General features: G+C 73.2%; 26 protein-coding genes. 14 read left to right on the top strand and 12 right to left on the bottom strand.

The annotated features are described in order from the left end of the window. Window positions 1-83: 83 nt before the first annotated feature. Window positions 84-1151: a terpene synthase family protein gene (locus tag ACFVHB_RS29875; RefSeq protein WP_380328421.1), complete on the bottom strand. Its 1068-nt coding sequence runs from the start codon at window positions 1149-1151 to the stop codon at window positions 84-86. A gap of 293 nt (window positions 1152-1444) precedes the next feature. Here ACFVHB_RS29875 and ACFVHB_RS29870 point away from each other — a divergent pair, with 293 nt between their 5' ends. Beyond that, window positions 1445-1774 (top strand): deoxyxylulose-5-phosphate synthase, encoded by a 330-nt coding sequence (locus ACFVHB_RS29870; protein ID WP_380328419.1) that lies wholly within the window; start codon window positions 1445-1447, stop codon window positions 1772-1774. Here ACFVHB_RS29870 and ACFVHB_RS29865 read toward each other — a convergent pair. Then, window positions 1771-2601, bottom strand: a complete 831-nt coding sequence (locus ACFVHB_RS29865; RefSeq protein ID WP_380328417.1) for a S1 family peptidase — start codon at window positions 2599-2601, stop codon at window positions 1771-1773. The genes ACFVHB_RS29870 and ACFVHB_RS29865 overlap by 4 nt on opposite strands. Window positions 2602-2914: 313 nt before the next feature. On the opposite strand from ACFVHB_RS29865, the gene ACFVHB_RS29860 reads away from it, so the two are divergent. Next, window positions 2915-3517, top strand: coding sequence for a hypothetical protein (locus ACFVHB_RS29860; protein ID WP_380328415.1), 603 nt, complete (start codon window positions 2915-2917; stop codon window positions 3515-3517). A gap of 419 nt (window positions 3518-3936) precedes the next feature. Here ACFVHB_RS29860 and ACFVHB_RS29855 read toward each other — a convergent pair whose 3' ends face one another. Beyond that, window positions 3937-4842 (bottom strand): helix-turn-helix transcriptional regulator, encoded by a 906-nt coding sequence (locus ACFVHB_RS29855; protein WP_380328413.1) that lies wholly within the window; start codon window positions 4840-4842, stop codon window positions 3937-3939. 237 nt (window positions 4843-5079) lie between these two features. Here ACFVHB_RS29855 and ACFVHB_RS29850 point away from each other — a divergent pair, with 237 nt between their 5' ends. Continuing rightward, window positions 5080-6135, top strand: a complete 1056-nt coding sequence (locus tag ACFVHB_RS29850; protein WP_380328411.1) for an aldo/keto reductase — start codon at window positions 5080-5082, stop codon at window positions 6133-6135. Between the two features lie 25 nt (window positions 6136-6160). Beyond that, window positions 6161-6457 carry a putative quinol monooxygenase gene (locus ACFVHB_RS29845; protein WP_380328409.1) on the top strand — a complete coding sequence of 99 codons (297 nt, stop codon included), beginning with the start codon at window positions 6161-6163 and terminating at the stop codon, window positions 6455-6457. 91 nt (window positions 6458-6548) lie between these two features. On the opposite strand, the gene ACFVHB_RS29840 is transcribed toward ACFVHB_RS29845, so the two are convergent. From ACFVHB_RS29840 to pknB, 5 genes are all read right to left on the bottom strand, one after another. After that, window positions 6549-7349 (bottom strand): hypothetical protein, encoded by an 801-nt coding sequence (locus ACFVHB_RS29840; RefSeq protein ID WP_380328407.1) that lies wholly within the window; start codon window positions 7347-7349, stop codon window positions 6549-6551. A gap of 372 nt (window positions 7350-7721) precedes the next feature. Then, complete coding sequence (locus ACFVHB_RS29835) at window positions 7722-8327, bottom strand: hypothetical protein (protein ID WP_380328405.1); 606 nt, start codon at window positions 8325-8327, stop codon at window positions 7722-7724. After that, the gene (locus ACFVHB_RS29830) at window positions 8324-9826 is read right to left on the bottom strand and encodes an alpha/beta hydrolase (RefSeq protein ID WP_380328403.1); all 1503 of its coding nucleotides are present in this window, start codon (window positions 9824-9826) and stop codon (window positions 8324-8326) included. Before ACFVHB_RS29830 ends, ACFVHB_RS29835 begins: the two co-directional genes overlap by 4 nt. Beyond that, window positions 9823-10155 (bottom strand): type VII secretion target, encoded by a 333-nt coding sequence (locus ACFVHB_RS29825; protein WP_380328401.1) that lies wholly within the window; start codon window positions 10153-10155, stop codon window positions 9823-9825. The genes ACFVHB_RS29830 and ACFVHB_RS29825 overlap by 4 nt, the downstream gene beginning before the upstream one ends. A gap of 280 nt (window positions 10156-10435) precedes the next feature. Continuing rightward, complete coding sequence (pknB, locus tag ACFVHB_RS29820) at window positions 10436-12376, bottom strand: Stk1 family PASTA domain-containing Ser/Thr kinase (RefSeq protein WP_380328399.1); 1941 nt, start codon at window positions 12374-12376, stop codon at window positions 10436-10438. Window positions 12377-12957: 581 nt separating this feature from the next. On the opposite strand from pknB, the gene ACFVHB_RS29815 reads away from it, so the two are divergent. Together ACFVHB_RS29815 and ACFVHB_RS29810 are read left to right on the top strand one after the other, a co-directional pair. Continuing rightward, window positions 12958-14046 (top strand): methyltransferase domain-containing protein, encoded by a 1089-nt coding sequence (locus ACFVHB_RS29815; RefSeq protein ID WP_380328424.1) that lies wholly within the window; start codon window positions 12958-12960, stop codon window positions 14044-14046. A 224-nt stretch (window positions 14047-14270) separates the two neighbouring features. Then, complete coding sequence (locus tag ACFVHB_RS29810) at window positions 14271-14705, top strand: hypothetical protein (protein WP_380328397.1); 435 nt, start codon at window positions 14271-14273, stop codon at window positions 14703-14705. Between the two features lie 486 nt (window positions 14706-15191). Here the strand turns inward: ACFVHB_RS29810 and ACFVHB_RS29805 are convergent, their stop codons facing one another. Further along, entirely contained in the window at window positions 15192-15446 is a 255-nt protein-coding gene (locus tag ACFVHB_RS29805; protein ID WP_380328395.1) for a hypothetical protein, read from the bottom strand. Between the two features lie 446 nt (window positions 15447-15892). Between ACFVHB_RS29805 and ACFVHB_RS29800 the strand changes: the two genes are divergently transcribed. Together ACFVHB_RS29800 and ACFVHB_RS29795 are read left to right on the top strand one after the other, a co-directional pair. After that, window positions 15893-16351 carry a peptidoglycan-binding domain-containing protein gene (locus tag ACFVHB_RS29800; protein WP_380328393.1) on the top strand — a complete coding sequence of 153 codons (459 nt, stop codon included), beginning with the start codon at window positions 15893-15895 and terminating at the stop codon, window positions 16349-16351. Between the two features lie 29 nt (window positions 16352-16380). Further along, the gene (locus ACFVHB_RS29795; protein WP_380328392.1) at window positions 16381-17145 is read left to right on the top strand and encodes a hypothetical protein; all 765 of its coding nucleotides are present in this window, start codon (window positions 16381-16383) and stop codon (window positions 17143-17145) included. Between the two features lie 449 nt (window positions 17146-17594). Here ACFVHB_RS29795 and ACFVHB_RS29790 read toward each other — a convergent pair whose 3' ends face one another. Then, window positions 17595-18767: a methyltransferase domain-containing protein gene (locus ACFVHB_RS29790; RefSeq protein ID WP_380328390.1), complete on the bottom strand. Its 1173-nt coding sequence runs from the start codon at window positions 18765-18767 to the stop codon at window positions 17595-17597. Between the two features lie 410 nt (window positions 18768-19177). On the opposite strand from ACFVHB_RS29790, the gene ACFVHB_RS29785 reads away from it, so the two are divergent. From ACFVHB_RS29785 to thpR, 4 genes are all read left to right on the top strand, one after another. Beyond that, on the top strand, window positions 19178-19390 hold the full coding sequence (locus tag ACFVHB_RS29785) for a hypothetical protein (protein ID WP_380328388.1): 213 nt from the start codon (window positions 19178-19180) through the stop codon (window positions 19388-19390). A 125-nt stretch (window positions 19391-19515) separates the two neighbouring features. Further along, a complete protein-coding gene (locus tag ACFVHB_RS29780) occupies window positions 19516-20412 on the top strand; it encodes a LysR family transcriptional regulator (RefSeq protein ID WP_380328386.1) in 897 nt (298 codons plus the stop codon). Between the two features lie 99 nt (window positions 20413-20511). Continuing rightward, window positions 20512-20694: a 4-oxalocrotonate tautomerase DmpI gene (dmpI, locus tag ACFVHB_RS29775; protein WP_380328385.1), complete on the top strand. Its 183-nt coding sequence runs from the start codon at window positions 20512-20514 to the stop codon at window positions 20692-20694. Window positions 20695-20836: 142 nt separating this feature from the next. Beyond that, complete coding sequence (thpR, locus tag ACFVHB_RS29770; protein WP_380328383.1) at window positions 20837-21454, top strand: RNA 2',3'-cyclic phosphodiesterase; 618 nt, start codon at window positions 20837-20839, stop codon at window positions 21452-21454. Between the two features lie 215 nt (window positions 21455-21669). Here the strand turns inward: thpR and ACFVHB_RS29765 are convergent, their stop codons facing one another. Further along, window positions 21670-22482, bottom strand: coding sequence for an IclR family transcriptional regulator (locus ACFVHB_RS29765; protein ID WP_380328381.1), 813 nt, complete (start codon window positions 22480-22482; stop codon window positions 21670-21672). 221 nt (window positions 22483-22703) lie between these two features. On the opposite strand from ACFVHB_RS29765, the gene ACFVHB_RS29760 reads away from it, so the two are divergent. Both ACFVHB_RS29760 and ACFVHB_RS29755 read left to right on the top strand, forming a co-directional pair. Next, on the top strand, window positions 22704-23246 hold the full coding sequence (locus tag ACFVHB_RS29760) for a YbhB/YbcL family Raf kinase inhibitor-like protein (protein ID WP_380328379.1): 543 nt from the start codon (window positions 22704-22706) through the stop codon (window positions 23244-23246). Window positions 23247-23588: 342 nt separating this feature from the next. Next, window positions 23589-24542 carry a hypothetical protein gene (locus ACFVHB_RS29755; RefSeq protein ID WP_380328377.1) on the top strand — a complete coding sequence of 318 codons (954 nt, stop codon included), beginning with the start codon at window positions 23589-23591 and terminating at the stop codon, window positions 24540-24542. A 256-nt stretch (window positions 24543-24798) separates the two neighbouring features. On the opposite strand, the gene ACFVHB_RS29750 is transcribed toward ACFVHB_RS29755, so the two are convergent. Continuing rightward, complete coding sequence (locus ACFVHB_RS29750) at window positions 24799-25239, bottom strand: VOC family protein (protein ID WP_380328375.1); 441 nt, start codon at window positions 25237-25239, stop codon at window positions 24799-24801. Window positions 25240-25331: the final 92 nt, after the last annotated feature.

Here is a 25331-nt window from a genome sequence, read left to right as displayed (position 1 = left end):
ATCGGGGACCCCGGGTCCGCACGGTGGGAGGACGAGGTCCTCGTCCTCCTCAAGCCGGCCTCCTGGCCAACCGCGTCTCCCGGCTACTGGGTGGTCGGCCTCGCGCTGCCGCGCGGGCCCACGGCCCTCCACGCGCGACGTGCCAGGGGGATCAGGACGGCGCGCAGGGCGTGGGACGCCGGGCGCGGGACGGCGGTCGCCGGGTAGCGCGAGCTGCTTCCCGTCCACGTGGTGAGGGCCGCGCGGAACTGGTTGAGGTGTAATGCGAAGCTGCGGGTGTCCAGGACCAGGTCTCCGGCGGGGCCGGTGGCGATGCCGGCGGCAGGCGGCGGACCGGTGTGGAAGCCGCGCCTGACCGCCGAGTACAGCCACCCGAAGCGCCGTTCCTCCGCGTCCAGTCGTCGGCGCACGTCCCGGCGGGCCCGCGCGGCGGAGAGGCCGCCGTCGGCCATCCGGGCGGCCACGGCGTTGAAGGTCTCGCCCTTGCCGCCGCCGCCCGTCGCGAGGTCGTTCGTGAGGATCCCGCAGGTGGAGAAGGCGTCGAGGAGGTCCTGCACCACGGGGTCGGTCCAGTCGGGTGTGATGCACCGGCCGGCGAGTTCGCACCACATGGCGGCCAGCAGCATGCCGCCGTCGGCGGGACGGAGCATCAGGTACTCGTGCAGCGTGGGCGTCCGCCCCGGCCGCACGTAGTGCACCAGCTTGTCGTGCGCCGCGACGATCCAGGCGTCCAGCTGCTCGCGGTAACGCTGCCACCAGTGCTCGGGCATCGTCGCGCGGGTCTGCCGGATCAGCTCCGCCAGCGCGTGGACGGCGGGCGCGTCGTCGGGGGCGGGCCGGACGCTCCCGGCGGCGACGCCCAGGAGCGACTCGGTCAGCCGCTCGATCGCGTCCGGCGGGGCGGAACACAGGTCTCCGTCGAGCAGGTCGTCGGTCGTCCACGTCCACAGCGCCCACCGCGTGGCCAGGCGCAGCGGGGAGCCGCCGGCGGTCGGCCACGCCCGGAGGCACAGGTCCACGTACCCGTGCGCGAGGTACGCCTCGGGGTCGGGGTGCAGGCCGTACCTTCTGAGGAAGTCGAGCGCGTCGGCGCTCAGGGCGGCGCGCGCGGCTTCCCGCGGCTGCGGGCTGAAGCGGTCGGGGTCACTCACCGGTCGGCTCCTCGTGCGAAGGGCCCGCGCCGGCCGAGCCTTCCTCGGCGGCTGGCGGGAGGCGTGAGCTGTCTCACGCGCTGACCGACCAACGACCGTGCGGCCAAGCCGATGCGTTCCGGATCACGCGCGGCAGAGCTCCCGTGGGCGGTTCGCGCCCCTCGCCCGCACCACCGCCCTGGCCGGTCACCGCTTCGAGGGCCTGTTCGGCGAGGCCATCGGGCCGTGGGGCGAGGAACTGCTCCAGGAGAACCCGTTCCGGTCCGCCCCGGTGGGTCCCTATCCTGGCCGGCATGGCCCACGCGAAGACCTCCTACGTCTGCCTGCCCTGTCGGGCCTCCTACAAGCAGCCCCACCTCGGTGACCACGACCGGATCTGCCCGCGCTGTGCCGAGCCGTTGATCCACGCGGGTTCCGCCTTCGCGGCACCGCGCAGGCGCGACACCGCCGCCTGGCGGACCCTGTCGGTGCTTCTGCATGCGGGTGTCCGCTTCCACAAGGGTTGCTGTGGCGGCCCCGGCTACCGTCCGCGCACCCTCGGCGAGGTGCGCGAGCGGATGGCGTACGCGCGAACGACGGGTGAACCGTTCGCGCGTACGCTGGTGCGCTACGAGCTGCCCTAGCCTTCGGCGCGCGGCCGAGCCATGGTCTCGCGGATCCAGTCCGCGTAGGCGGGCACGTTGCTGTAGAGTCCGGCGCCCTGCGAACAGAGGACGCCGCGGGTGCCCGGGCCGGAGGTCACACCGATCAGCTCCCAGCGCCCGCCCCGGCCCCGCTGGAGCTGCGGGCCGCCGGAGTCCCCGAAGCAGGCCATGGCCCGCGGCACGCGGCTGACCGTGCAGAGCCTGGTCGGACCGGCGTAACCGGGCGTGCACTCGCCCTCGGCGCCCCGGCGGGTCTCCAACTGCTGCAGCCGGTCGGCGAACCTCACGTCGGCCGGGTCGGTGACGTCGATGACGCTGCCGAAGCCCAGGATCCGCGTGTCGGTCCCGGGCTGCCCGGCCGCCTTCGCGACCCGGACGGGCTGCTGGGAGACCGGCCGGTCGAGGCGGATCAGCGCGATGTCGTCGACGTTCGGGCCCGTGGGGTTGCCGTTGCGGTACCCCGGGTGCACCACCGTCAGGTCGATGGAGCGGACGGTGCCGCCGGAGCGCCGCCGATCGCTGCCGATCCGCACGATCCCGTCGAGCTTCACCTCGGGCTCCGCGACGCAGTGGGCCGCGGTCACGACCCACTGCGGGGCGATCAGGGAGGCGCCACAGACACCGTCGGTCATGTTCAACTCCGGTGCCGTCATGGGGATCGACGCCATGAACGGGTAGCGTTCGGTGGAGTCGGTCCCGTTGACCACCGCACCGGCACTGCCGGCCATCGCGGTGGCGCCCAGCGCGGCGGCCAGGCCGGTGACGGCAACGGCCCGTGCGGTACGACGGCGGATCAACTGCAGCAAGGGAACGCCCCTTTCCTCGGGAATCGGCTGCCCTCAGCCTGGTCGCCCCGGCCCGGCCGGACCATCCGGGCAGCCGGTCGGCGCAAGGTGGGGAGATCCCCCGCCCCCGACGGGGAGCTGCCCCGTCCCCGGATGACACCGGGGCCCGACCGGGCGGGTTGGTGACATGTTCTGGCCAAACTGTGGTCTCCACCGCGTGAACACCGGTCAGCTACACGACCTCCGCACTAGGGTGAGGCCCGTTCCACCGCTCGGCCATCCCCCGACCAGCGGGCATCGAGTGTGCCCGCCGCCAGGACTGGAGTGAACCGACATGCATCCTCGCCATCTGTGGAAGCGCCTGACCGGCGTGGTCGTCCGCCGCGGCATCGGCGCCACGACGGGAGCGCTCGCGCTCATCGCCGCTTTCGTCCTCGCGGGCACCGCCGCGGGCACGTCGAACGCGGCCGCCCAGCCGACCCGCCCGACCGCCGTCGGCCAGTGGTCCTGCGCCGGCGCCGCCATCCCGAACGGATGGGTCCTCACGGCCTACGACAAGAACGGCTGCAGCGGCTGGGGCTCGTGGTACCAGCAGCCGGCCGCGGACGGGCTGTACACCTGTAGCGGCTCGCCGATCGTCCCGGGGTACGTCACCACCGACTACGTCAAGTACGGCTGCAACGGGATCGGCTCCTGGCGGCACAACATCGCCAAGGACGGGATCTGGACCTGCGGCGGCTCGCCGATCGTCCCCGGGTACGTCGTCACCAACTACCTCGGTTACGGCTGCAACGGGGTCGGTGCCTGGCAGCACAACATCGCGAGGGTCGGCCTGCGCACCTGCCCCGGATCCCCCATCCCGGCGGGCTTCCGCTCGACCACCTACTGGGCGGCCGGCTGCAACGGCCTCGGCTCCTGGTTCCTCGCCGCCGCCTGATGCGAAAGCCCCGTTCTGTGTCCGTAGCCGCTGGTCGGGCAACTCGCTCCGATGCGGAGGCGCGCCTGGTGGCCGAACTGGTCGAGCGGGTTGAGGCCGGTTGAGGCCGGACGAGCCGGTTGAGCCGGCCCACCAGGCGTCGGGGCCGCCCGGCCCGGCCGCGGGTTCCTCCTGACCGGCAGCGGCGTGCCGGTCCGCACGACGCTCGTCCTGCCGGGCGGCGGCGATGGCCTGGTCGATGTTCCCCAGGGCCACCCCGCCGCCCGGCTGCGATCCGGCCACGGGGCTCGCGGGGCGTACGGCCTCGCGGACGTGCGCGTGCGCGTGGTCGTACGCGTGGTCGTGGTCGGGTGCCGCTGTCCGGTCGGGTCGCTCTCCGGGCGGGGCGGCGGGGGACTACGGGTCCGTTCGTCCGGTGGTCATGACACGGCGTCCGGTGCCCTGTCGTGGGCCCAGGCGGACAGCAGCCGTAGGGCGGTGTCGGAGGGCGAACCCTCTTCCACGGTGTGGGCGATCAGTGCCTGGTCGGGGTCGTCGGGCAGCCGCAGCGTCTCGAAGCCGAGATCGAGTTCGCCGACGACGGGGTGGTGGTAGACGTAGCGTCCGTGGGTCTTGTCCCGGAGTTCGTGGGCCGCCCACAGCTCGCGGAACTCCACGCTGGCGGCGGACAGTTCGTCGATCAGCTCGGCGGTGCGGGGGTCGTCCGGGCGGCGTCCCGCGTCCAGCCGTAGGTAGGCGGCCACGTCGGCGGCCTTCCCGTGCCAGTCGGCGTACAGGCCGCGGATCCCCTCGTCCAGGAACACCAGACGGGCGAGGTTGCGGTGCCGGGGCGGCAGCGCGCCGAAGTCCGTGATCAGTGCGGCGGCCAGGCGGTTCCACGCCAGCACGTCGGTGTTGCGCCCGACCACGTACGCGGGGACGTCGGCGGTGGAGTCCAGCAGCCGCCGCAGCCCGGCCCGTACCCGCTGCGGCTGCGGCTGCGGCGCCGGCCCCGGGGACCCGTGCGGGCTCGTCGCCGGGCTCGCCCGCTCCGGCTCCGGCCAGGGCCGGGCGAGGCGGTAGAGGTGGTCGCGCTCGACCGCGTCCAGGCGCAGCGCCCGGGCGACGGCGTCCAGTACGGCCTCGGAGAAGTGCAGGGTCCGCCCCTGTTCCAGTCGGACGTAGTGGTCCACGCTCACCCCGGCCAGCCGCGCCAGTTCCTCGCGGCGCAGTCCGGGAACCCTGCGCTGCCCGCCGTAGTGCGTCAGCCCCAGGTCGTCGGGGCGCAGCCGGGCGCGGCGCGAGCGCAGGAACGCACCGAGTTCCGTTCGTCGGTCGAGAGCCATGGGCACACCCTCCCACGGCCCGGTGCCCTCGTGCCTGGTCACGCCGTGCCCAGGCACCGCACGCCACTGGGCGCCACCCCGGCCGGGCGGGCACCGTGGTGGACGGACCGGGCCACCCGGCGGCCGGCCCTTCCGGCGCCGGGGCGCACCACCGCCGCGGCGCACCGCGCCCACGCCGCCCGGGCCCGCGCGTTCCTTCGCGTCGCACCGAGATCCTGACGAGGAGTCACCCACCGCATGAGCGCAACCCACCTGCCGACCCGTCCCCTCGGCACCACCGGCATGGACATCACCCGGGTCGGCTTCGGCTCCTGGGCCGTCTCCGGCACCGGCTGGCGGTTCGGCTGGGGCGCCACCGACGACGCCGAGTCGATCGCCGCCATCCGGCACGCCGTCGCCCGCGGCGTCAACTGGATCGACACCGCCGCCGTGTACGGCCTCGGCCACGCCGAGGAGTTGGTCGGCCGGGCCGTCGCCGGCCTCCCGGAAGCCGAACGCCCCTTCCTGTTCACCAAGGCCGGCCTGGTCTGGGACCCGCAGGACCCGCAGGCCGCACCCCGGCGCGTCATGAAGCCGGCCAGCGTGGGCCGCGAGGTGGAGGACTCGCTGCGCCGACTCGGCGTCGAGCGGATCGACCTCTACCAGGTGCACTGGCCCGACACCGGTGGCTCGATCGAGGTCGCCGGTGACGGCAGCGGCGCCTCCGGCGCGGACGCGACCCCGCTGGAGGAGTACTGGCAGGTCATGGCCGACCTGCGCGCCGAGGGCAAGGTCCGCGCGATCGGTCTGTCGAACCACACCGTCCCGCAGCTGGAGGCCGCCGAACGGATCGCCCACGTCGAGGCCCTCCAGCCGCCGTTCTCCGCCGTCAACCGCTCGGCCGCCGCCGAGATCGCCTGGGCCGCGACGCACCGAACCGGCGTGATCGCCTACTCGCCGCTGCAGTCCGGGCTGCTCACCGGCGCCTTCTCGGCCTCGCGCGCGGCCGCGCTCCCCGCCGACGACTGGCGCCGCGACCACGCCGACTTCACCACCGGCCTGCCGGCCAACCTCGCGCTCGCCGACGCGCTGCGCCCGGTCGCCGCCCGGCACGGTGCCACCGTCGCGGCCACGGCCATCGCCTGGGTACTGGCCTGGCCCGGTGTCACCGGGGCCATCGTCGGCGCCCGGCGTCCCGACCAGGTGGACGGCTGGCTGGGCGCCGGCGCGCTGGAACTCACCGCCGCCGACCTGGACGAGATCGCCGCCGCGATCGCCCGCACCGGGGCCGGCACCGGCCCCGTCCGTCCCTGACCGCCCCTTCCGGAGGAACCCCGTCATGTCCCTGGTCGTCATCGCCGAGTGCCGGGCCCTGCCCGGCCACGAGGACCGGCTGCGCACCGTGTTGGAGTCACTGATCGAACCGTCGCTCGACGAACCCGGTTGCCTCGCCTACCGGTTGTACGCGGACCCCAACGACGGCGCCCGGATGGCGGTGGTGGAGGAGTGGACGGGCCACCGGGCCCTCGACGCGCACCTGTCCACCGGCCACGTCCGCCACGCCGTGGAGGTCCTGGACGCCGTCCTGGCCGAACCGATGGCAATGCGCCGCCTGGCGGCCGCCCCGGCGGGGTGAGGCGCCGGGGCGCGGGCCCCGCCGGCACGGCATGCGGGCGCCGCCCGGTTCTCGGCGGCGCCCCTCGTGGTGGTGCTGCGCCCGGCGGGGGTCATACGTGGCAGTGCGTGTTGACGAGGAGGGTGTCGGCGGGGAGGGCGAGGAGGTAGGCGAGGACGCCCGGCCAGCCCTTGCCGGTGCCGGGCCGGTGGTGGCATTCGGCGGGGCTGGCGCAGGTGCCGTGGAGGGGGTGGTCCTGCTCTCCCGGCTCGTACCACCAGCCGTCGAGGGTGAGCACGTTGTGGCTCGGCACCACGCTGGCGGCCCACACCTCGGTGTACTGCTCGCGGGTCCGCTCGCTGATGTGGACCGGGGCCCACGCGAACCGGAAGTGGTCCGCGATGTCGGGGCGGGCCAGGGCGGGCGCCTCCCTGGCCCAGGCCAGGAGCGCGGGTTGGGCCCGGTAGGCGGCGGCCTCTCGTGACGTCCCGTAGGTGGCGTGGGTGCCGCCCGCGGCGAGGTGCCGGTGGTAGAACGCCTCTTCGGGTTCCGCGCCGGGGTGGCGGGCGGCCACGTCCTGCCAGCGGTCGTGGACCCGGCCCGCGTGTTCGGCGGCCTCGGCGCGGAGGGCGTCGCGGAAGTCGACCAGGCCACGGGGCGCACCGGCCGTACGGCCGGGGGCGTCGGGCTCCGGTGTGCCGTCCCGCCACGGGCGGGTGGTGATCAGTCGGGGGTCGCTCTCGTGGCCGGCCAGTACCGGCAGGCCGGCGCGGATCCGGTAGCTGTCCCACATCCAGTGTTCGACAGGGCCCTCGCCTTCCGTCAGGAACGGTCTCATCGCCTCGGCGACGGCCTCGTCCACGTGCGGCGCGGCCGAAGCGGGCAGACACACGATGATCGACAGATGAGCCATCCCGGGATCGTAGGCCGGACGGACCTCGAGTGCGACGCCGGTGGTGCCGCAGATCGTCGGCGGCACCGGCCTTCCGTCCTCCGTCCGCCACTGCGGCGCCGCGCTGGAGCACGGTCGGCCCGTGGTCACGAACGGGTGGAGGCGCACGGGATCACCACTCGGGGCCGCCGCGACAGGGGCCGCCGGGCCGCCGGGCCGACGTGCCGGCCAGGGCCGGGGCGAGCTGGGCCGATGTGCGGGGTGGGGGGGGGGGGGGGGGGGCCCCCCCCCCCCCCCCCCCCCCCCCCCCCCCCCCCCCCCGCACGGCGCAATCCCGCGGCCCCCGGCACCGCTCCCACCCCCCCGGGCGCCCCCCCCCCCCACCCCTCCACGTCAGCCGACGTCGCCGGCCGACCAGAACGGGCAGAACGCCGAGGGCCGCGGCGCCACGTCGGCCGGGCCGCCCGGGTGGCGGGCGATGCCCGGAGTGCCGGGCGGGTGGCCGATCCGCTCGGCCCGGGCGACCGGCGGCGAGGTGGCCGTCAGGTAGGCGTTGCCCACGGTGCCGAAGTCCAGGCCCAGCCGGTAGCCGTGGGCGGTGGTGGCGTAGAGGCCGGGCATCAGGTGGTCGGCGTTGACCGAGGTGATGAGGTGTCCGCTGCGCCGCCAGTGCCGCTCGACCACACCGAGCAGGGCGCCGCGCCGGGCGGGCGAGACCACCGTCAGGATGTTGCGGTTGCGGCTGACGTACCAGCAGGCGGGATCGTCGGGTGCCGCGTCGCCGGGCGGCAGCGTCCGGCCCGCGGTGGGGACGCCGGGCTGCCAGGTCAGCGGGGGCCGGATCGCGTCCAGGGTGTGCTGGAGCAGGGCTTCGCAGTGGTTCGCCGCGCCGGCCTGGTCCTGGTCCTGGTCCTGGGACTGGTCCTGGACGTGGGCCTGGTGCCGGGCCTGGTCCGCCGTCTGCCCGTCCGACCCGGGCCCGGTCCATCCGCCGCTCATCTCGGCGCCATCGGCTTGTTGCGGTCGCCGTGCCCGGTGACCACGTTGGCGGTGGCCTTGAGGGTGGCGGGGTCGCCGAGGTCGGCGTCGGCGCCGGTGCGCAGCGCCACGTTCTTCACGTCCATGTCCTCCGTCCAGCCGCTGTCACCGGTCACCACGGTGTTGCCGGTCCAGTCGCCGGCCTGGGTGGCGCCCATCAGCGTGCCGCTGTGGTTGCCGGTGCCGATGGCCGTGAGGTTGGGCTGCCGGCCGTCGTGGGTGATCTTCAGTCCGTTCTGGAACTGGCCGAAGGTCTGGCTGCCGTCGTCGCCCCCGCCGGATCCGCCGGTCATCGTGATCGAGGTGCCGGCCACCCGGGGCGGCGCGTCGTAGTTCATCCAGACCACGGTGGCGGTGGACGCCTGCGGGTCGGCCTGGTGGGCGGCCACCGCGAGCTGGCGGCCGTAGCCGAGGTCGCCGTTGACGAAGGTCTCGTCCAGGCCGCCCTTGGCCGGGACGTAGCTGGCGATGTTCGTGGCCTTGTCCGGGTTCCCGTACGACACGATCGGACCGTTGCCGCCCACCCCGAGGAGCAGCATCGGCGGGTTGGTCGGGGTGTCGAGCTGCTTCTGCAGCGCGTTCAGTGCTTCCAGCTTGGTCTGCGTCACTCCGGGGTCGGGGTGGCCGCCGGCCAGCTGCGTGGCCATCTGGTCGCGCAGCTGGGGGAGGTAGAGCCGGTTCGCCGCGTCCCGGTCCTGGGCGGGGATCCCGTCGGTGTTGCCGATCGTGCCCGGGTAGTCGTGGAGCAGTTGCTGGCGGGTGCCCTCGGGCAGCGAGTTCCACCAGGCCGCGGCGGCCTTCGGGTCCTTGTTCTTCTGGATGTCGTCCGGGAGGACGCTGTTCCACTGGCTGTGGGAGAGGTCGTCGGCGGCGGTCTGGTCGTCCACCGTGTCCTTCTGGCCGACGTCGGCGAGGTGGTTGATGCTGCCCGCCCAGCGTTCGTCGAAGCTCTGGATCCGCTGGTCGAAGTCCCTGATCCTCTGCTCGATCTCCGGGCGCTTGGCCTTCAGGGCGCTCAGCTGCTTCTGGAACTCCGGGTCGTTGCCGACCATGCCCGGGGCGCCGCTGGCGTCGTCCTCCATCTTGATGCGGACCTGCGGCAGCGCGTGGTCCGGCTCGAACAGCCAGTAGCCCGCGGCCTCGCACTCGTGCTTCAGCGCGTCCTGGTCGGCCTTCAGGAGCAGGAGTTCGTCGGCGGCGTCGCGGAACTGGAGGTGGATGCTCTCGAGCTCCTGCTGGCAGTTCCTCAACTGGCCTTCCAGGCTCTCCAGCTGGCCCTCGGCGGCGCTGGCCGCCTCACCGGTCCAGCCGGAGTTGAGCACCCGCTGCTGCGTCTTGATCCGCCAGTCGGCGGCGTGCTGGGTGAGCTTCTTCGCGACGGCCTCCCACCGCTCGGCGGCGGCGTGCAGATGGCCCGCGTCGGCGTAGCGCAGCTTGTTCCAGTACACGTCCTCGCTCACTGCGCACCCCCGGCCGTGCCGTCGAGCCGCAGGGTGCCGGTCTGCTCGGCCTTGCGGTAGTTCGCGGCGGTGGTGATGAGGTTGCCGGCCGCGGAATCGAGCTGGCCGGCCAGCCGGTCCAGGTGGGTGTGCCAGACGTCCCAGCAGCGGTCGGCGGCGTCCCCGATCTTCCAGCCGTACAAGCCGTTGCTCGGGGCGTCCCCACTCTTCGGGTCCGAATAGTGCTCCCGCGTGGACGCCGGGTTCTCCCCGCGCATCTGCCCGGCGACCTCCTTCCCCGCCTTGCCGGCGCCGTCCAACTCATCCGGCTTGACCGTGTACCCCGCCACAGCCGTCCCCCTGTTCTTCGTCTGTGTTCTCCTCGCCGGCGTCCTGCCCGGTGGCAGCACGGCCGGCTCCGTGACCGCCCGGCGCTGCCGCGCTCGAACCGGTCCGGCGGCACAGCGTAGTAGATCGCCAGAAGCCGCCCGACGCGGGCGGCGGCGCCGTGCCCCGCGGGCCAGCCGGGGGGTTGCCACGGCCGGGCGCTCACCGCCGGGGCCCGCCGCCGGGGGCCCGCCGCCGGAGCCCGCTCGGAGCGCCGGTGGCCGCGCTGGCACACCTCGGCTCTCACGGCTTGCCGGAGGAGACCCAGACCTTCACGGTGCTGCCCGGATCGATGCGGGTGCCGCCCTCCGGTTCCTGCTTGACGACCTTCCCCTTCTCCCACAGCTCGTCAGGGACGGTGTGCTCCTCCAGCTTCACGTGGGCGATCTCCGCACAGGCGCGCGCGTCGGTGACGGCCATGTACGTGAGGTTCGGGGCGTACGGCTCGTCGCTGGTCGCGTACGCGTCGCAGGTGACCAGCTTGCCCGTGGCCCGGGGATCGCCGCCGGTCGAGATCCACACCTTGACGGTGCTGCCCGCCTGGATCTCCGTCGGGCCCGGTTGCTGTTTCGCGACCTGTCCGCTGGGCGTGCTCGCGTCCTGGATGGTCCCGGCCTCCTCCAGCTTCAGACCGGCGATCTCCGCGCAGACGCGCGCCTTGGCCGCGGTCTTGCCCGTGAACCGGGGGTTGTAGACCTTGCCGTGCGTCTCCTGCACCTCGCAGGCGGCGAGGTCGCCCGTGGCCCGGGGGTCGCCGCCGGCCGAGATCCAGACGGTGACGGTGCTACCGGTCTTCACCTCCTGGGACTCCGGTTCCTGCCGCACCACGGTGTCCTTGTCGGACTTGTTGCCCTTGGTCGTGTTCTCCTGCAGCTTCAGTCCCGCGATCTCGGCGCAGCTGTGCGCCTCGGCGGGCGACATGCCCCGGAAGGTCGGAGGGGAGATCTTCCCGTCGAAGGGCACGGGGTCGCAGCCGGCGAGCGCCCCGGTGGCCCGGGGGTCGGGCGTGTGGGAGGAGGAGGGGTGCGAGAGCCGGGACCACACGCCGGAGACGGACGTGGCCGCGATGCCGAGGATCATGACGGCCACCACCGCGCCGTAGACGCGCAGAGCCCGCCTCTTGCGCCGGATCAGGGCGAGCTGCTGCTCCGGGTTCATGCCCGGAGAGGACATCGTCACGCCGGGGGTCGTGAAGAGGGGCGCCGTGGACGTGGGGGCCGTGGACGTGAAGGGGGGCGCCGTGGAGGTGGGGGCCGTGACGGTCGGCGGAACGTACGGGGGTATGCGCCGGGTCGGCGACTCGCCGGCCGCGACCCGCCGGATGTCGTCGGCCATGGCCTCGGCGCTCTGGTACCGCTCTGCGGGGTCCTTGCTCAGCGCGCGGGCCACGATCGCGTCGATGGCCGGAGCGAGCGCCGGATTGACCGAGGACGGGGCCGGCGGAGGCTGCTGCACGTGCTGGTAGAGGACGCTCAGCGCCGACTCGCCGTCGAACGGCAGCGTGCCGGTGACGAGTTCGAAGAGCATGCAACCGACCGAGTAGAGGTCGGACCGGGCGTCGGCGGGCTTGCCGAGCGCCTGCTCGGGCGAGAGGTACTGCGGTGTGCCGAGCACCGTGCCGGTCTGCGTCATCGCGGTGGCGTCGGACTGAAGGGCGCGGGCGATGCCGAAGTCCATCACCTTGACGACGCCGTCGGCGGTCACCATCACGTTGGCGGGCTTGATGTCGCGGTGGATCAGCCCGCGTCCGTGGCTGTACGCCAGCGCGTCGAGCACGGCGGCCGTCATGCTCAGCGCCGTCGCACCGTCTGCCCCGGCACGATCCCTGACCTGCTCCCGAAGCGAGCGTCCCTGGACGTACTCCATGACGATGTACTGCGCGACTCCGCCGCCATCGGCGTCGTCCGTCTCCTCGCCGAAGTCGTGGACGGCGACGATGTTGGTGTGGTTGAGCCCGGCGACTGCCTTCGCCTCCCTGCGGAACCGCTCGCGGAAGGCCGGATCGCGGGCCAGGTCGACGTGCAGGGTCTTCACCGCGACGGTGCGGTCCAGTACCGTGTCGTGGGCGCGGTGGACGGAGGCCATTCCCCCCTCGCCGAGCGCCGCCTCCAGCACGTAGCGACCGTTCCCGACCGTGCGCGGCCGCCCTTCTCCGGGCAGTCTCTCGGTCTTGTCGGCATCCATGATCATGTCCTTCTCCCGGCCGCGCGCCCCGCGTAACCCGCCCCGCGCAACCCGCCCCGCACTCCGCCATTTGCTCCGGACCCGGCGATCGCCGACAACCGGTGTCCTGCCGGGCCGTCAAGACCGCTTACCGGTCGGCCTGGCGGCCTCACCGTGGTGCATGCTGCGCCACGATGTCAACCGGGTTCCGGTGTGAGGTGGTGACCAGCCTTCGGGTGCTGCCCTCATCCGGGGGCGGGACGCGGTGGAACGGCTGGTCACGGCACGCGGGCAACTCACCGATGGCCGGTGGAAGTTGATCGACCCCTACCCGCGAGTCGTCGAGGTCGGCTGGTTTGGCCCGTTCGGCCGGTTCGGCCGGTTCGGCCGGTTCGGCCGGTGCGGCCGGTTCCGGCCGGTGCGTGTCGGTGCCGGAAGGCCGGTCCAACGCGTCGGCACGCAGTGGGAGCGGTGGGGGACACGGAGCCCGGCCTCATAGCCGGCCGTACCGCGCCGCCACGAGTGAAGCGCTTGACCCTCACGCGGCGTGATGCCGCATAGTCGCCGGTGTGGAAGAGCACGAGCACCTGACCGTTGGACGTGTGGCCGAGTTGGCCGCCGTGAGCGTCCGCACCCTGCACCACTATGACGAGATCGGCCTCGTCCAGCCGTCCGCGCGGACCGGCGCCGGATACCGGGCCTACTCGGCGGGCGACGTGGAGCGCCTGCGGGAGGTGCTCGCCTTCCGGCGGCTGGGCTTCGGATTGCGCGAGATCGCGGATCTCGTGGACGACCCGGCCACCGACGCGGTCGCGCGCCTGCACCGGCTGCGCGACCTGCTGGTGGAACAGCGGGACCGCACCGCCGTCATGGTGACGGCCATCGACAAGGAACTGGAGGAACGGGCCATGGGAGTCAGGACGACGCCGGAGGACCAGCTGAAGGCGTTCGGCGCGCAGTTGTACGAAGCGATCGGGTCCGCCTACCCGGCGACCCGGCGCACCGAGCCACGGATCGCCGCGAGGATCTGGGAGGCGCTCGGGGACGCGCGGACGGTGCTGAACGTCGGGGCCGGCACCGGCTCCTACGAACCCCCGGACCGGGAAGTCACGGCGGTGGAGCCGTCGGCGGTGATGCGGGCGCAGCGTCCCGCGGGTGCGGCGCCGTGTGTGGCCGCCAGTGCGGAGCGCCTGCCGTTCGCCGACCAGTCCTTCGACGCCGCGATGGCGGTCAGCACGGTGCACCACTGGCCGGACCCGATCGCCGGACTGCGCGAGATGCGGCGGGTGGCCCGGCGCGTGGTGGTGTTCACGTACGACGCCAGTACGACCGGCTGGCTCCAGCGGTTCTGGCTCACCCGCGACTACCTCCCCGAATTCGCCGGCCTTCTCGCCGACTGGCCGTCCCTGGCCGACATGACCCGTGCGATCGGGGGCCGCGCGGAGCCGGTGCTCATACCGTGGGACTGCGCCGACGGCTTCTTCGAGGCCCACTGGCGCCGGCCCGAGGCGTACCTGGACGAACACGTGCGCCGCGCGGTGTCCGTGTGGACCAGGGTCGGCCCGCAGGCCGAGCGGCGGGCGGTGGACCTGCTCCGCGCCGACCTCGCCTCGGGCCGCTGGGCCGAGCGCAACCGCGACCTCGTCGCCCTCGACGCGGCCGAGCTCGGCCTCCGCCTGCTCGTCGCCTGACCACCGCGTCCGAGGGCGAGCCCTGGGGAATCCCTTGCGCCGGCGCCGGAGGACGCGCCCCCTACGGGCCCCGGCGCCGGCCCCGGGGCCGGGCGGCACCGGGACCGGAAGGTGACAGCGCCTGATCGGACCAGGTGGCCGTGTGCTTCTCGCGGGCGGCTCGTTGAGCGGGTGTGGCCGATGAGACGAGGGGACCCGGGGCGACCGCCCCGATGCTGTGGGCGTTGGCGGTGCGCACGGCCCGGCAGGGGCAGCCGTTCGCGGAGCTGATCCTGGAGGTCGGTGCGCAACTGCACGACCGGTTGATGGTCGACGCGGTGGAGAGCGGCTTCGTTCTCGCGGTGGGGGAGCCGCCGGTGACGAGCGGAGTCCTCGAGATCGCCGGCCGGCGCTTGGCGCGGTTGGTACTGGTGGGCGGGCGGGACGCCTGGGTGCCGGCCTCGTCCCCCACGGTGTCGTCGCGTTGGATGTCGGCCGCGGTGGGGCGCGGTGGAGCGATCGTCATCCTGGTGCCGCCTGGCACCTGGCCCGCCGATGTGATGACGCTGCCGGCGCCCGAGCGCGTGGACGTGGTCGCCCAGCGGCTGGAGCGGGCCCGCGAGGACGGGTCCGCTCTGCACGGCATGGTGGCCGTCACCGTGGAGGAACCATCCCCCTGAGCCCGCGGGCGGGCACGCCCACCACGACCCGCGCCGTCTCCCGCGAGCCGACAGCGCGCACCCCGGCGCCCTCGACGTCCGCCTCGACAGCCGCGCCACCCAGAGCCGGCTCCGCACCAGGCTCCGCGGCGCCCGCGAGTTCCTCGCCGAAGGGGTCGGTCGGCCGTTCAAGCAGGGATCCTGACGTGCTGGCGCGGATGAGCGTACGAACCCGTTCGGTGATGCGAGATCAAGGGGCCGCGCTCAAGGCGGTGCGTCCCCGAAGTACCGACCGGCCATCGGCTCTGGCCCGGACAGGACGGCACCCCGTCCGGCGCTGGTGGCCGGCTCCATGGCCGCCCCACCAGGCCGAGCCGGCGCGCGACCGGGTCGCCGACCTGCCTGGACGGATCCGGCCCCTGTTCGGTCAGGAGCCGGACCGGGATTGCGGCGGCGTGCACCCGGCGGCTGTGGGTTGCGCCGCCGGGCTGGGCACGTGGTGTCCGGTCAGCTGACGCAGGTGACGATGACCTGCCAGTAGCCGGGCGCGATCACGTCGCTCTCCGAGTCGCACTGGGCGTCGGTGTACCCCGCGGCGTGTGCTGCGGCCCAGGCGTGGTTGGAGGCGTAGACCGGGTTGACGCCGTAAGCCTTGAAGTACCTGATCGTGGTGGCCGACGCGTCGGTGACGGCACCTGCGAGGCCGAGCAGGGCTGCCGTGGTGAGGGTGACGGCGGCGATGCGGCGAGGAAGCGAAATCATGGCTGTTCTCCACTTTTCCTGATGGATGGTGCGGGAGTCGGCACGCGCAATGTGACTGCGAACTGCAAGCAGGGACTGTAGCAATCGATGGGAATGCCCGACAGACGCACGACCGTCGGTGCCAATGAGAGCCGCGTTCGGCAGGGTGTCGGATTTGTGGTCAATCTGCGGGATTCAGCCTTCGCGGCGGGGGCTGATTCGGTAAGTCGCCCCGCATGAAACGAGCCAATTGTCCCATTGGGATTGGAATTCATTGACCTATTCCTGCCAGCCGGGGAATGCGGCTCGTACCCGGAGCGGCCGCGGCGACAGTTCGAGGGCGTGATCCGGTGATTCCGGAACGGGCGGGCAGTGGCGGGAGATGCCGCAGGCGCCCCGGAGTGGATCGCAGGGACGGGCGGCCGCCGTGCGCGCGCGAGCGGTACGATCCGCCCAGGATGATCGCGGTGGCCACGTCGATCGCGATGATGGGCCTGTCGGGCATCGCCGAGGCGTACCCGGGCGATCCCTCCGTGGGCTCTGGCTACCCCAATCACACCGACTCGGTGGTCTGCGTGCAGAAGTTCAACCACCGGTACATCGCGGATCCACCGATCGAGGTGGATGGCGCGTTCGGCCCGCAAACCGCCTACGCGATCGAGCAAATCCAGGTGAAACTCAACCAGGCCCTCCATGCGAGGATCGAGGTCGACGGCGTCGTCGGGCCACGCACCGCGGACGGGATGCTCGCGCCATCCTCCGCAGCGACATCCGGCTGGACCGCAGCGAGGCGGACACGTGCTACTTCGCCCTCCCCGGCTGACGATTGGCGGCCGACCTCATCCGTCATTCCACCCCGGGGAGTTCACGTGAGGTGCCGGCCGGCGGCCTTCCAGCCCGTTGAAGATCGCCTCCCGACTCTGTGATGATCTTTTCCCGAACTCAGGGAGGCGCCGTGGACAATCAGGTCGAAGCAGCCGGGGCCGACGCTCGCAACGCCGGCGACGAGGGCACTCGGTACCGGCCGGGTGACGTCTTGAGGCTGGAGTGCCCGTTCACCGAGGTCGTGGTCACCGGGGTTTCTCGGTGCCACGTCGCCTTGCGCTGGCCGTGGTGGGAGATCGACACGGCGGCGAACGGGATCGAGTGGAACGGCCAAGTAGCCCTGCCGACGCCCGCGGGCCACGGCTGGGAGAACGCGTACTTCCGAACGAGGCCGGCGGAAGACACCCTGAAGGCAGGCGACCGGTGCCTGGTGGGGATGCCTCCAACCGTGGTGCACGTCCTGGCGGTCGACCATTTCGACCCGCCCCTGGTGACGGGGTGGCTGCCACGACCGGCGACCTACGTCCACGTCCTGCGGCAGGGCGAGACCTATGACGCCGGGATCGAGGAGCAGGGGTACGAGATCGACCCGGTCGGCGGCGAGCCGATCCAGCTCGACCTGATCTTCCGTCCTTTCGCGTTCCTGGAAACCGGCGACGAGGTCGTCGACCACGACGGGCGCGCATGGAGGTTCGACCCTCCCTGGCGGTGGCACGCGTTCGACGGCGGGCAGCCGAGCACTCCGTCCTGGCCGCTGGCCCTGCTCTTCCGTGGTGGCGAGCCGGCCCCCGAGGCCGTCGCGGCCGTCGCGGAGGCAACAGCCACGGGCAGTCACGTCCAGGAGATGAGCCGCTGGGTGGAACTCACCCTGGCGGAACCGATCACTCCCGCCTGACCTGCCCCGGACGCCGGCACCGTGTGTCGTCGCGCGGGCATGAGTCACGCCCGAGCGGTGGGGGAGTGCAGGCCCGTCAGCGCAGGCCCGTCACCGCGTGCCGGATGTACCCGCCGGCGGGCATCGCGGCCGTCGGGCCGGCGACGCGCCGGGCCGGCGACGCGCCGGGCCTCAGGCACCCCCCGATCGCTTCGCCGCCGCGCGACCACCCTGAACCTACGGGCCTGAACGCGCCGGCCCCTGGGGCGCGGGCGCGGTGACGTCGAGCGGCCGAGGCGGGGTGGTACGGATGACGTTCACGGTGGGTGATGCTGCCGGCAGCCTCGGACAACGGGCGTACCACGGCCGCCAACGAGCGCACCGACGGCTGACACCGGGCGCCACCCCGCCCCGAAGCGGCCCGGCGCCGCCCTTCACGGACCCGGACCCGGCCACGGACCCTGCTCAGGTCAACGAGCCGCCCTGACGGCTACGGCTGGGGCTACGCCCCCGGCCGTCGGCCAGCGCGGACCGTCCACCGGATCGTGCAGCCACACGAACTGGCCGTCCGGACGCACCGTCATGCCGTAGTCGTACGGGCCCGGCCGACCGAGCTCCTCCCACCGCGCCCACGCGGCGAGCAGGTCGTCGGCGAGGCGCCGGGGCCCGCCCTGGAACACCTCCAGCTTCCCGCCGCCGACCGCCGACAACGCCGCCCACGACCGGGCGCCGTCGTACAGCCACGTCGAGACCCCGTCCTCGTCCGCCCCGGTGACCACCTGCACGTCCGGCAGCGCCACCCGCAGCGCGAAGCGCAGGTTCCAGTCGGCGGCCAGCGGCGCGAGGTCCCGCTCCACCGTGTTCTCGCTGTCGGCCGGGCCCTCGCCGCGCACCGCCGCGTAACCCGCCCAACCGGCCACCGGCACCAGCCCGGTGGTGCGGTCGGCCATGAACTGGGCCAGACCCTGGATCCAGCCCGTCGCACTGCGCCCGTCGGTGGCGACGTCCAGGGCGACGTGCCCGAGGCGCCCCCAGGGGACGACGAGCCGACCGCCCGGCCGGACCGCTTCCACCCACCTCCACGGCACCCGCTCGACCGCGTACGTCGCGATCAACCGGTCCACCGGCTCCGCCGGCACGCTGGTGGTGGCGTCCCCGACCCGGACGTCCACGTCCAGGCCGACGGCCGCGAGCCGCTCGCGCGCGAAGCCGGCGAGGCCTTCGTCCAGCTCGGTGGACACCACCCGGCCGGGTCCGGCCCGCCACGCCGCGAGAGCCGCGTTCCAGCCCTGTCCGGTGCCGACGTCCCACACCCGGTGCGCGGGCTCCAGCAGCAGGGAGTCGAGCATGTCGACCACCACGCCCTGCGCGGACAGGCTGGAGGACGGCAGCCCACCCGTCACCTGCGTGACCGCGGCCGCGTCCTGGTCGTCGTACAACTCCCGCGCCCAACCGTCCGGGTCCACCGACCTGTCCACCGGTACGTAGGCCTGCCCGTCCCACCGCAGCAGCCGGTCCGGCGCGAACAGGTCGCGCGGCAGCGCCGCCACCGCCTCCCGCAGCCACGGCGACCGCTCCGGCCAGGCCCCGCGCGCGGCCATCGCCTCCTCCAGGCGCGCCCGCCGCAGGGCCAGCCCGGTCACTTCTTGTGCTTCGGGTCGCTCGGCGGCGGGGTCGGGACCTTCCCGTCGGCGTTCCCCGGCGGCGGACTCCCCTGGCCCGGATCCGCGGGCGGCTTCTCGTGCTTCCCCATCCCAACCCCCTCACCGTGCACCGGACAACAACGCCGCCATCCTGCCCGCCGCACCTCATCCGCGATAGGGGGCGCAGTAGTACACCGGGGGCGCCGGCCACGGCACGCACGCCCCGGGGATGCCACGGGCCAGGCCGACCGCACCGGAGCCGCCGGCCGGTTGTACCCGTCGCGGCGGGGGCACCATGACGGAGGCGGGTAACGGCACCGGGACGGCAGCGGTCGCCCTGGATGCCGGGCGGTGCAGCGGGAGGAACACCCGCCTGACGCAACGGGAGCCGGTAGAACGGGGGCGGGATCATGCGGCGAAACCCCGGGGAAACCATCGTGGTGGTGGTGTTCGCGGTCATCATCGTTCTGATCGTCTTCTTCAAGGACGACGAAGGGGACGGTGGGCACAAGAACCGCCCCGCCGACCCGGGCGGCTACTCCAACCCGTTCCCCTACCAGCCTCCCCCGCCGCCGTATCCGGGGTGGCCGGGCCCACCGCCAGGTTCCCTTCCGAACCGGTAGCCGCCGGCCAGGCAGCACCCGGTCCCTGGCCGGAGGATGTGAGCGACCGCGCCCAGGTCCTGCGTCCCCGGCACCGCGTCGCGGGCTGCGATCATGGGTCGTCGGCCTAGGGGCAGGGGGACCGCATGGAGTTACGGCAGCTGCGCTGCTTCGTCGCCGTCGCCGAGGAGCTGCACTTCGGCCGGGCTGCCGAGAAGCTGTTGCTCGGTCAGCCCGCTGTGAGCCAGCAGGTCCGGCGTTTGGAGCGGGAGCTGAAGGTCGCATTGTTCGACCGTTCGCCCCGCTACGTCCGGCTGACCCCGGCCGGCGAACGATTCCTGCCCGCGGCGAGGGACGTCCTGGCCGCGGAGGACGCCGCCCGCGCCCTCGCCGCCGATCTGGCCGCGCCCACCGTGCTCCGGCTCGGGACCATCACCGGGCTCGGCGAGCGGCTCGATCTGATCCTGGACACCTACCAGCGACGGGCCGCCGGTGTGCGCGTCGAACTCCATTCCGTTCCGGTGCGGGAACGGCTCGCCCAGCTGTCGGACGGTCGTCTCGACGCCGCGTTCGTGCGCGGCGCCATCGCCGGGAGCAGCGCCGATCTCCGGTTCCTGCCCGTCTGGCAGGACGAGCTGCTGCTCGCGCTGCCCGCCCGGCACGCGCTCGCCGGCCAGCCCGAGGTCGATCTCGGGGAACTCGCCGCCCTGCCGCTCAGGCTGACCGAACGCCGCAACCACCCGGCGCTGGTGGACCTCGTGCTGGACGCCTGCGCACGGGCCGGCTTCCAGCCGACCCTCGTCCCGGCCTGCACCACCCTGCAGGACACCCTGGCATCGATCGGCACCGGAACCCCGATGTGGACGGTCGTGTACGCCGCCAACGCCCGGATGACGAACACCCACCGGATCGCCTTCCGCCCCTGCCGGACCCGGCTGGCCCTACCGACCTCGATCGCCGTACGGCGCTCCGCCCCGCTCCCCCGACTGCTCCTGGAAGCCTGCCGCCAGACACCCCCGAGCTGGGACGATCAGGATTCGTGATCGCTGCCAGAGCGATTCGGGTCTGGGTGCGGGCCGCCCGATCGGGTGGACTGGTCCCGGCCGGAAAGCCCGGCAGGAAAACCCGGTGAGGAGCCGACGATGCCGATCGTCACCATTCAGCAGGGGCCGCGCGAGGTCGAGCGGAAGCGCGAGCTGGTCAAGAAGATCACCGAGGCCTTCGTGGAGGCACTGGAGGTACCCGCCGAGAGCGTGTCCGTGTGGATCCAGGAGTATCCGGCGGAGAACTGGGGCGCGGCCGGCAGGCTCACCGCGGACCGGTAGCCGTGGAGCGTGTCCGACCCATGGTCATCCGGCCTCTTCCCGGGGCCGGATGCCCGGGCGGGTGACGGCCGACGACCAGGGCGTCGACCCCCGGCGGCCCCGGTGAGCGTGGGCGCCTCACCCTGGGCTAACCTGCCCCCTCGTGGACGTTCACCCCGAGCCCTCGACCCTGCGCGTGTTCGTCGCACTGGCTCCGCCCGACGACGCCAAGGACGAACTGGCCCGGGCCCTGCAGCCGGCCTATGCCACGTATCCGCGGTTGCGGTGGAACAGGATCGAGGACTGGCACATCACCCTGGCCTTCCTCGGTGAACTGCCGTCCACGACGGTGCCGATGCTGCAATCGGCGCTGGCCGGTTCGACTGCGTCGCACCCCGCCCTGCACCTGCGCCTGCGGGGCGGCGGCCACTTCGACCAGCGACTGCTGTGGAGCGGCATCGACGGGGACCTGGAGGGACTGCACCTGCTCGCCGCCGACATCCGGGACGTGATCAGGTCCTGCGGCATCGAGTTCCGGGACCGCCCGCTGCGTCCTCATCTGACCCTGGCACGGTCGCGCCGCGACGACGCCACCAGCGTGCCGCAGGCCGCGGCCGGGCTCACCGGGTTCGTGGGCCGGCCGTGGTGGACGGAACGTCTCCACCTCGTCGGCAGCAACATCGGCCGTGGTCCCGGGCCGATCCGCTACCGCGACATCGAGTCGTGGCGGTTCGGCGCCGCCGTCCGGGCCGGGGGCGACGACGGCCCTCCCGAGCCGTAGGACGCCGGCGGGGGAGGGAAGGACGGTGCGCGCCCTCGCCGCCGAGACCGGCGGAGCGGTTCGACCCGGCCACGACCCTGGTCTCCAGCGCTCGCTGCACGCCGGCCACCACGGCCGCGACCCCGCCACGCGACCCCGCCATGCGGCCTCGCCACGTGGCGAGGCCGCATGGCCTCGCCGTCTGCGGTCGGGGCCTGTGCGTCCCGGTGTGGGCGTCAGGCCAGGTCGGGGGCTTCCAGGCGGGGATCGAGCACCTTGCTGGGCCGGTACCCGAGGGCTGCGCTGGCCTCCTTCGCGGCCGTGACCACGAGGGGGGCGATCCGGTCGACGTCGTCGACGGTCAGGCGCTGTGTCGGTGCGCCGATGCCGAGGACGGCCGCCAGGTCGCCGGCGTGGTCGAACACCGGTGCGCTGATCGATCCCACCCCTTCGTGCCGTTCGTCGAACGCGGCGGCGTAGCCCTGGGACCGGGCCTGCCGGGTCTGCTGGTCCAGGACGTCGATGTCGACCGGGGTGTGCTCGGTGAACCTCGGCAGGCCGTCCCTGATGAGGTCGGTGCGGGCCGCGGGGTCGTAGGCCAGGAAGATCTTGCCCGGTGCGCCGGCGTGCAGGGGCATCACCATGCCGACTTTGAACAGCCGCATCACGACGTGACGGGTCTCGGCGACGGCGATGACGGTGCGGGACGCGCCGTCCCGGACGTACAGGCAGGCGGTCTCGCCCGTTTCGTCGCACAGTTTCTGCAGGACCGGCTTGGTCCGCTGGACGAGGTCGAGACCGAACGTGCCCGGGGCGGCCCACTGCACGAGGGCGAGCCCGATGCGGTACCGGTCGCCGCTGCGGTCGAGGAAGCCCTCGCGGACGAGGTTGTGCACCAGTCGCTGGCAGGTGCTCGGGTGGAGTCCGCTGCGCTGGGTGATCTCCCGCAGGGTGGGTTCGGGCTCCGTGACCGAGAAGCAGTCCAGGATCTTCGTGATCTTGCCAAGCACCAGCAACGGGGGTGTGCCCGTGCCGCGGTCAGTCGCCACGTGGAGCCTTCCTGCGTCGTCCGAGAACTTCCGGCTTCCATGATCGATCCGGCTTGACAGCCACTATAGCAACTCACATCATGAGTCCCCGGTTCACGATGTGAGTCGAATCTGGATGACTCGAAGTCCAACGAAGGCAACCCGCACCGCTCGAACCCGCCCCGGACGTGAAGCCCGGGCGAGGCCTCGTCACCATCACCACGCCCACCGGAGGAAACCCCATGAGTCTCGATCGTCCCGTCACCCCCGACCCCTACGAGCTGCTGCCGGCGGCCGGATCGTTCGAAGTGACGTCCGAGGACGTCGCGGACGGCCAGCAGAAGCCCAACGCCCACGTGTTCAACGCCATGGGCGTCAGCGGCGACAACATCTCGCCGCAGCTGAGCTGGACGGGCTTCCCCGCGGAGACCAAGAGCTTCGTGGTGACCTGCTTCGACCCCGACGCACCCACCCCCTCCGGGTTCTGGCACTGGCTGGCGGTCAACATCCCGGCCACGGTCACCGAGCTGCCCACCGGCGCGGGCGCCGGCGACGACTCGCTGCCGGCCGGGGCGTTCCACGTCCGCAACGACTACGGCACCGCCAACTACGGCGGAGCGGCCCCGCCGCAGGGTGACCAGGTCCACCGGTACTACTTCGTGGTGCACGCGGTGGACGTCGAGAAGCTGGACGTCACGCCGGACGCCTCGCCGGCCGTCGTCAGCTTCAACCTCGCGTTCCACACGCTCGCCCGCGCGATCATCACCCCGGTGTACTCGCACTGACGAACCCCGCCCGGTGGTGGCCCCGGGACTCCCGCGGCCACCACCCCTCACCGCCACGCGAGGACACCACGCCACGGTGGCCCGCGAAGGGACCGGCGCGCCTCACCACCCGCCGCGGAAGCGGCGCCCCTCCCGGTGGCGCCGCTCCCGATGGAGGTCGCGTCAGTGCTCCCGCCGGTGAGCGCATTGCTCCGGTCCGGTGCCGCCCGCCCGGGCGATACCGAACCGGCCCGCCCCCCACCACCGCCCGCCTCCGCACCCGTACCGGGCCGCCATCGCCGGGTGGACCGTCCCCCTCCGTGCTGAGCTGAAGACTCCGCTCCCGTACCCCGGAGGAAACCCGTGTCCCGTCTCCGCCCGCTGGGCGCCGCCACCGGCTGCGCCGCCCTGGCCCTGGCCCTGCTCGCCGCCACCCCCGCCACCGCCGTCGCGCCGCCGCTCTCCGACCCCCACGTCCTCGTGCACTTCGATCCGAAGCTCGGGCAGCTCGCCGAGAACATCGCCCTCGAACCCGACGGCTCCGCCGACGTCACCTTCCTGGCCGCCCGCCAGGTCGCCCGGGTCGGTCTGGACGGCTCGGTCACGGTCCTGGCCACCCTGCCCGCCCCGACCAACCCCGACGCCCCGGTCGTCCACTTCCCGGCCGCCACCGGCATCGCCAGGGCCCATGACGGCACCCTCTTCATCGGCTACGCCACCGGGGACGAGCTCTCCGGCATCTGGCGGCTGACCCCCGCCGGCGTCCTCACCCAGCTCGCCAGCATTCCGAACACCCTGGTCAACGGCCTCACCCTGGACGAGCGCAAGGGCCAGATCTACGCCGCCGACTCAGGACGCGGCGTCATCTGGCGGGTCTCCACCGGCACCGGTGAGGCGACCGCCTGGGCGTCCGGCCCGGACCTGGAGCCGGCCGGCTTCATCGGCGCCAACGGCATCAAGAAGCACCACGGCGCGATCTGGGTCTCCAACACCGACAAGGGCACCCTGCTGCGCATCCCGATCTGCCCGGACGGCAGCTCCGGGCCGGTCGAGACCCGGGTCATCGGCCTGGGCGGGATCGACGACTTCGACTTCACCGGATTCAAGGACGACGCGCTGCTCGCCGCCCTGAACCCGTCCAGCGAGGTCGCGTACGTGACCGCGGACGGCACCACCTCCATCGTGCTGACCGCGGCGGACGGACTCTCCAACCCCACGTCCGTGGCCGTGAACGAGCACCGGGTCTACGTCACCAGCGCGTCCTTCAGCGCCACCCCGCCGGACCCGAACCTGCTGCTGGCACACCTCCACCGGTAGCCCGACCAGCCGTGCGTCCGCGATCGACGGGACGCCGGTTCGAATCGACGGGCTCCTCCCGGTGAGCCTGCCGACCGCGCGTCGGACCGTTCTCGTCGCCCGTTCGGACCTCTGGACGTTCCGCCGCGCCGGGATCAGCGATGCGCCGTTCGCGCCGCCCGTTCGACGGCCCGCCCCCGCGGGGACACCGCGCGGGCGGGGCCGTGTCCCGAAGGACAGGGTGGGGGATCGCTCGCGGAGCGGCCGCGAAGGGCCGTCAGCCGATCTGTTCGGCCAGGGCGAGGATGATGCCCGAGGGGCCGTGGAGGTAGCAGAGGCGGTAGACGTCCTCGTACTGCGCCACCTCGCCGATCAGTTCGGCGCCATGGGGGCGCAGACGGGCGATGGTGTCGTCGATGTCGTCGACGGCGAACATGACCCGGTGCAGGCCCAGCGTGTTCGGCGGCGGGTTGTGCGAGCCCTCGCCGACCGTCGCAGGGGTGTGGTACTGCGCGAGCTCCAGCCTGCCGTGGCCGTCCGGGGTCCGCAGCATCGCGATGTCACTGCGGACCCCGTCGAGTCCGACGGCCTGGTCCGCGAAGAGGCCTTCGATCCGTGCCGTGCCTTCGACCTCCAGGCCCAGTTCGGTGAAGAAGGCGACGGCGGCGTCCAGGTCCTCGACCACGATGCCGACGTTGTCCATCCGCTGAAGCGTCATGACGGTTCTCCCTCTGCGTAGCGCGGGCCCGTGAGCCACCGGTATACCGGGGACGGAGCCGGCGGCCCGTGCGCGACACCCGTGAACGGCCG

The organism is Kitasatospora sp. NPDC127111 (assembly GCF_042677465.1).
GTDB lineage: Bacteria > Actinomycetota > Actinomycetes > Streptomycetales > Streptomycetaceae > Kitasatospora.
Note: the sequence above shows the minus strand (reverse complement) of the source record. Positions and strands in the feature narration are given on the sequence as shown.

Bases quoted from the DNA above. Each gene is read 5' to 3' on its own strand.
- ACFVHB_RS29870 (WP_380328419.1), top strand. From the start codon at position 1,445: ATGGCCCACGCGAAGACCTCCTACGTCTGCCTGCCCTGTCGGGCCTCC.
- ACFVHB_RS29860 (WP_380328415.1), top strand. From the start codon at position 2,915: ATGCATCCTCGCCATCTGTGGAAGCGCCTGACCGGCGTGGTCGTCCGC.
- ACFVHB_RS29855 (WP_380328413.1), bottom strand. From the start codon at position 4,842: ATGGCTCTCGACCGACGAACGGAACTCGGTGCGTTCCTGCGCTCGCGC.
- ACFVHB_RS29850 (WP_380328411.1), top strand. From the start codon at position 5,080: ATGAGCGCAACCCACCTGCCGACCCGTCCCCTCGGCACCACCGGCATG.
- ACFVHB_RS29845 (WP_380328409.1), top strand. From the start codon at position 6,161: ATGTCCCTGGTCGTCATCGCCGAGTGCCGGGCCCTGCCCGGCCACGAG.
- ACFVHB_RS29840 (WP_380328407.1), bottom strand. From the start codon at position 7,349: ATGGCTCATCTGTCGATCATCGTGTGTCTGCCCGCTTCGGCCGCGCCG.
- ACFVHB_RS29835 (WP_380328405.1), bottom strand. From the start codon at position 8,327: ATGAGCGGCGGATGGACCGGGCCCGGGTCGGACGGGCAGACGGCGGAC.
- pknB (WP_380328399.1), bottom strand. From the start codon at position 12,376: ATGGATGCCGACAAGACCGAGAGACTGCCCGGAGAAGGGCGGCCGCGC.
- ACFVHB_RS29805 (WP_380328395.1), bottom strand. From the start codon at position 15,446: ATGATTTCGCTTCCTCGCCGCATCGCCGCCGTCACCCTCACCACGGCA.
- ACFVHB_RS29785 (WP_380328388.1), top strand. From the start codon at position 19,178: ATGCGGCGAAACCCCGGGGAAACCATCGTGGTGGTGGTGTTCGCGGTC.
- ACFVHB_RS29780 (WP_380328386.1), top strand. From the start codon at position 19,516: ATGGAGTTACGGCAGCTGCGCTGCTTCGTCGCCGTCGCCGAGGAGCTG.
- dmpI (WP_380328385.1), top strand. From the start codon at position 20,512: ATGCCGATCGTCACCATTCAGCAGGGGCCGCGCGAGGTCGAGCGGAAG.
- ACFVHB_RS29760 (WP_380328379.1), top strand. From the start codon at position 22,704: ATGAGTCTCGATCGTCCCGTCACCCCCGACCCCTACGAGCTGCTGCCG.
- ACFVHB_RS29750 (WP_380328375.1), bottom strand. From the start codon at position 25,239: ATGACGCTTCAGCGGATGGACAACGTCGGCATCGTGGTCGAGGACCTG.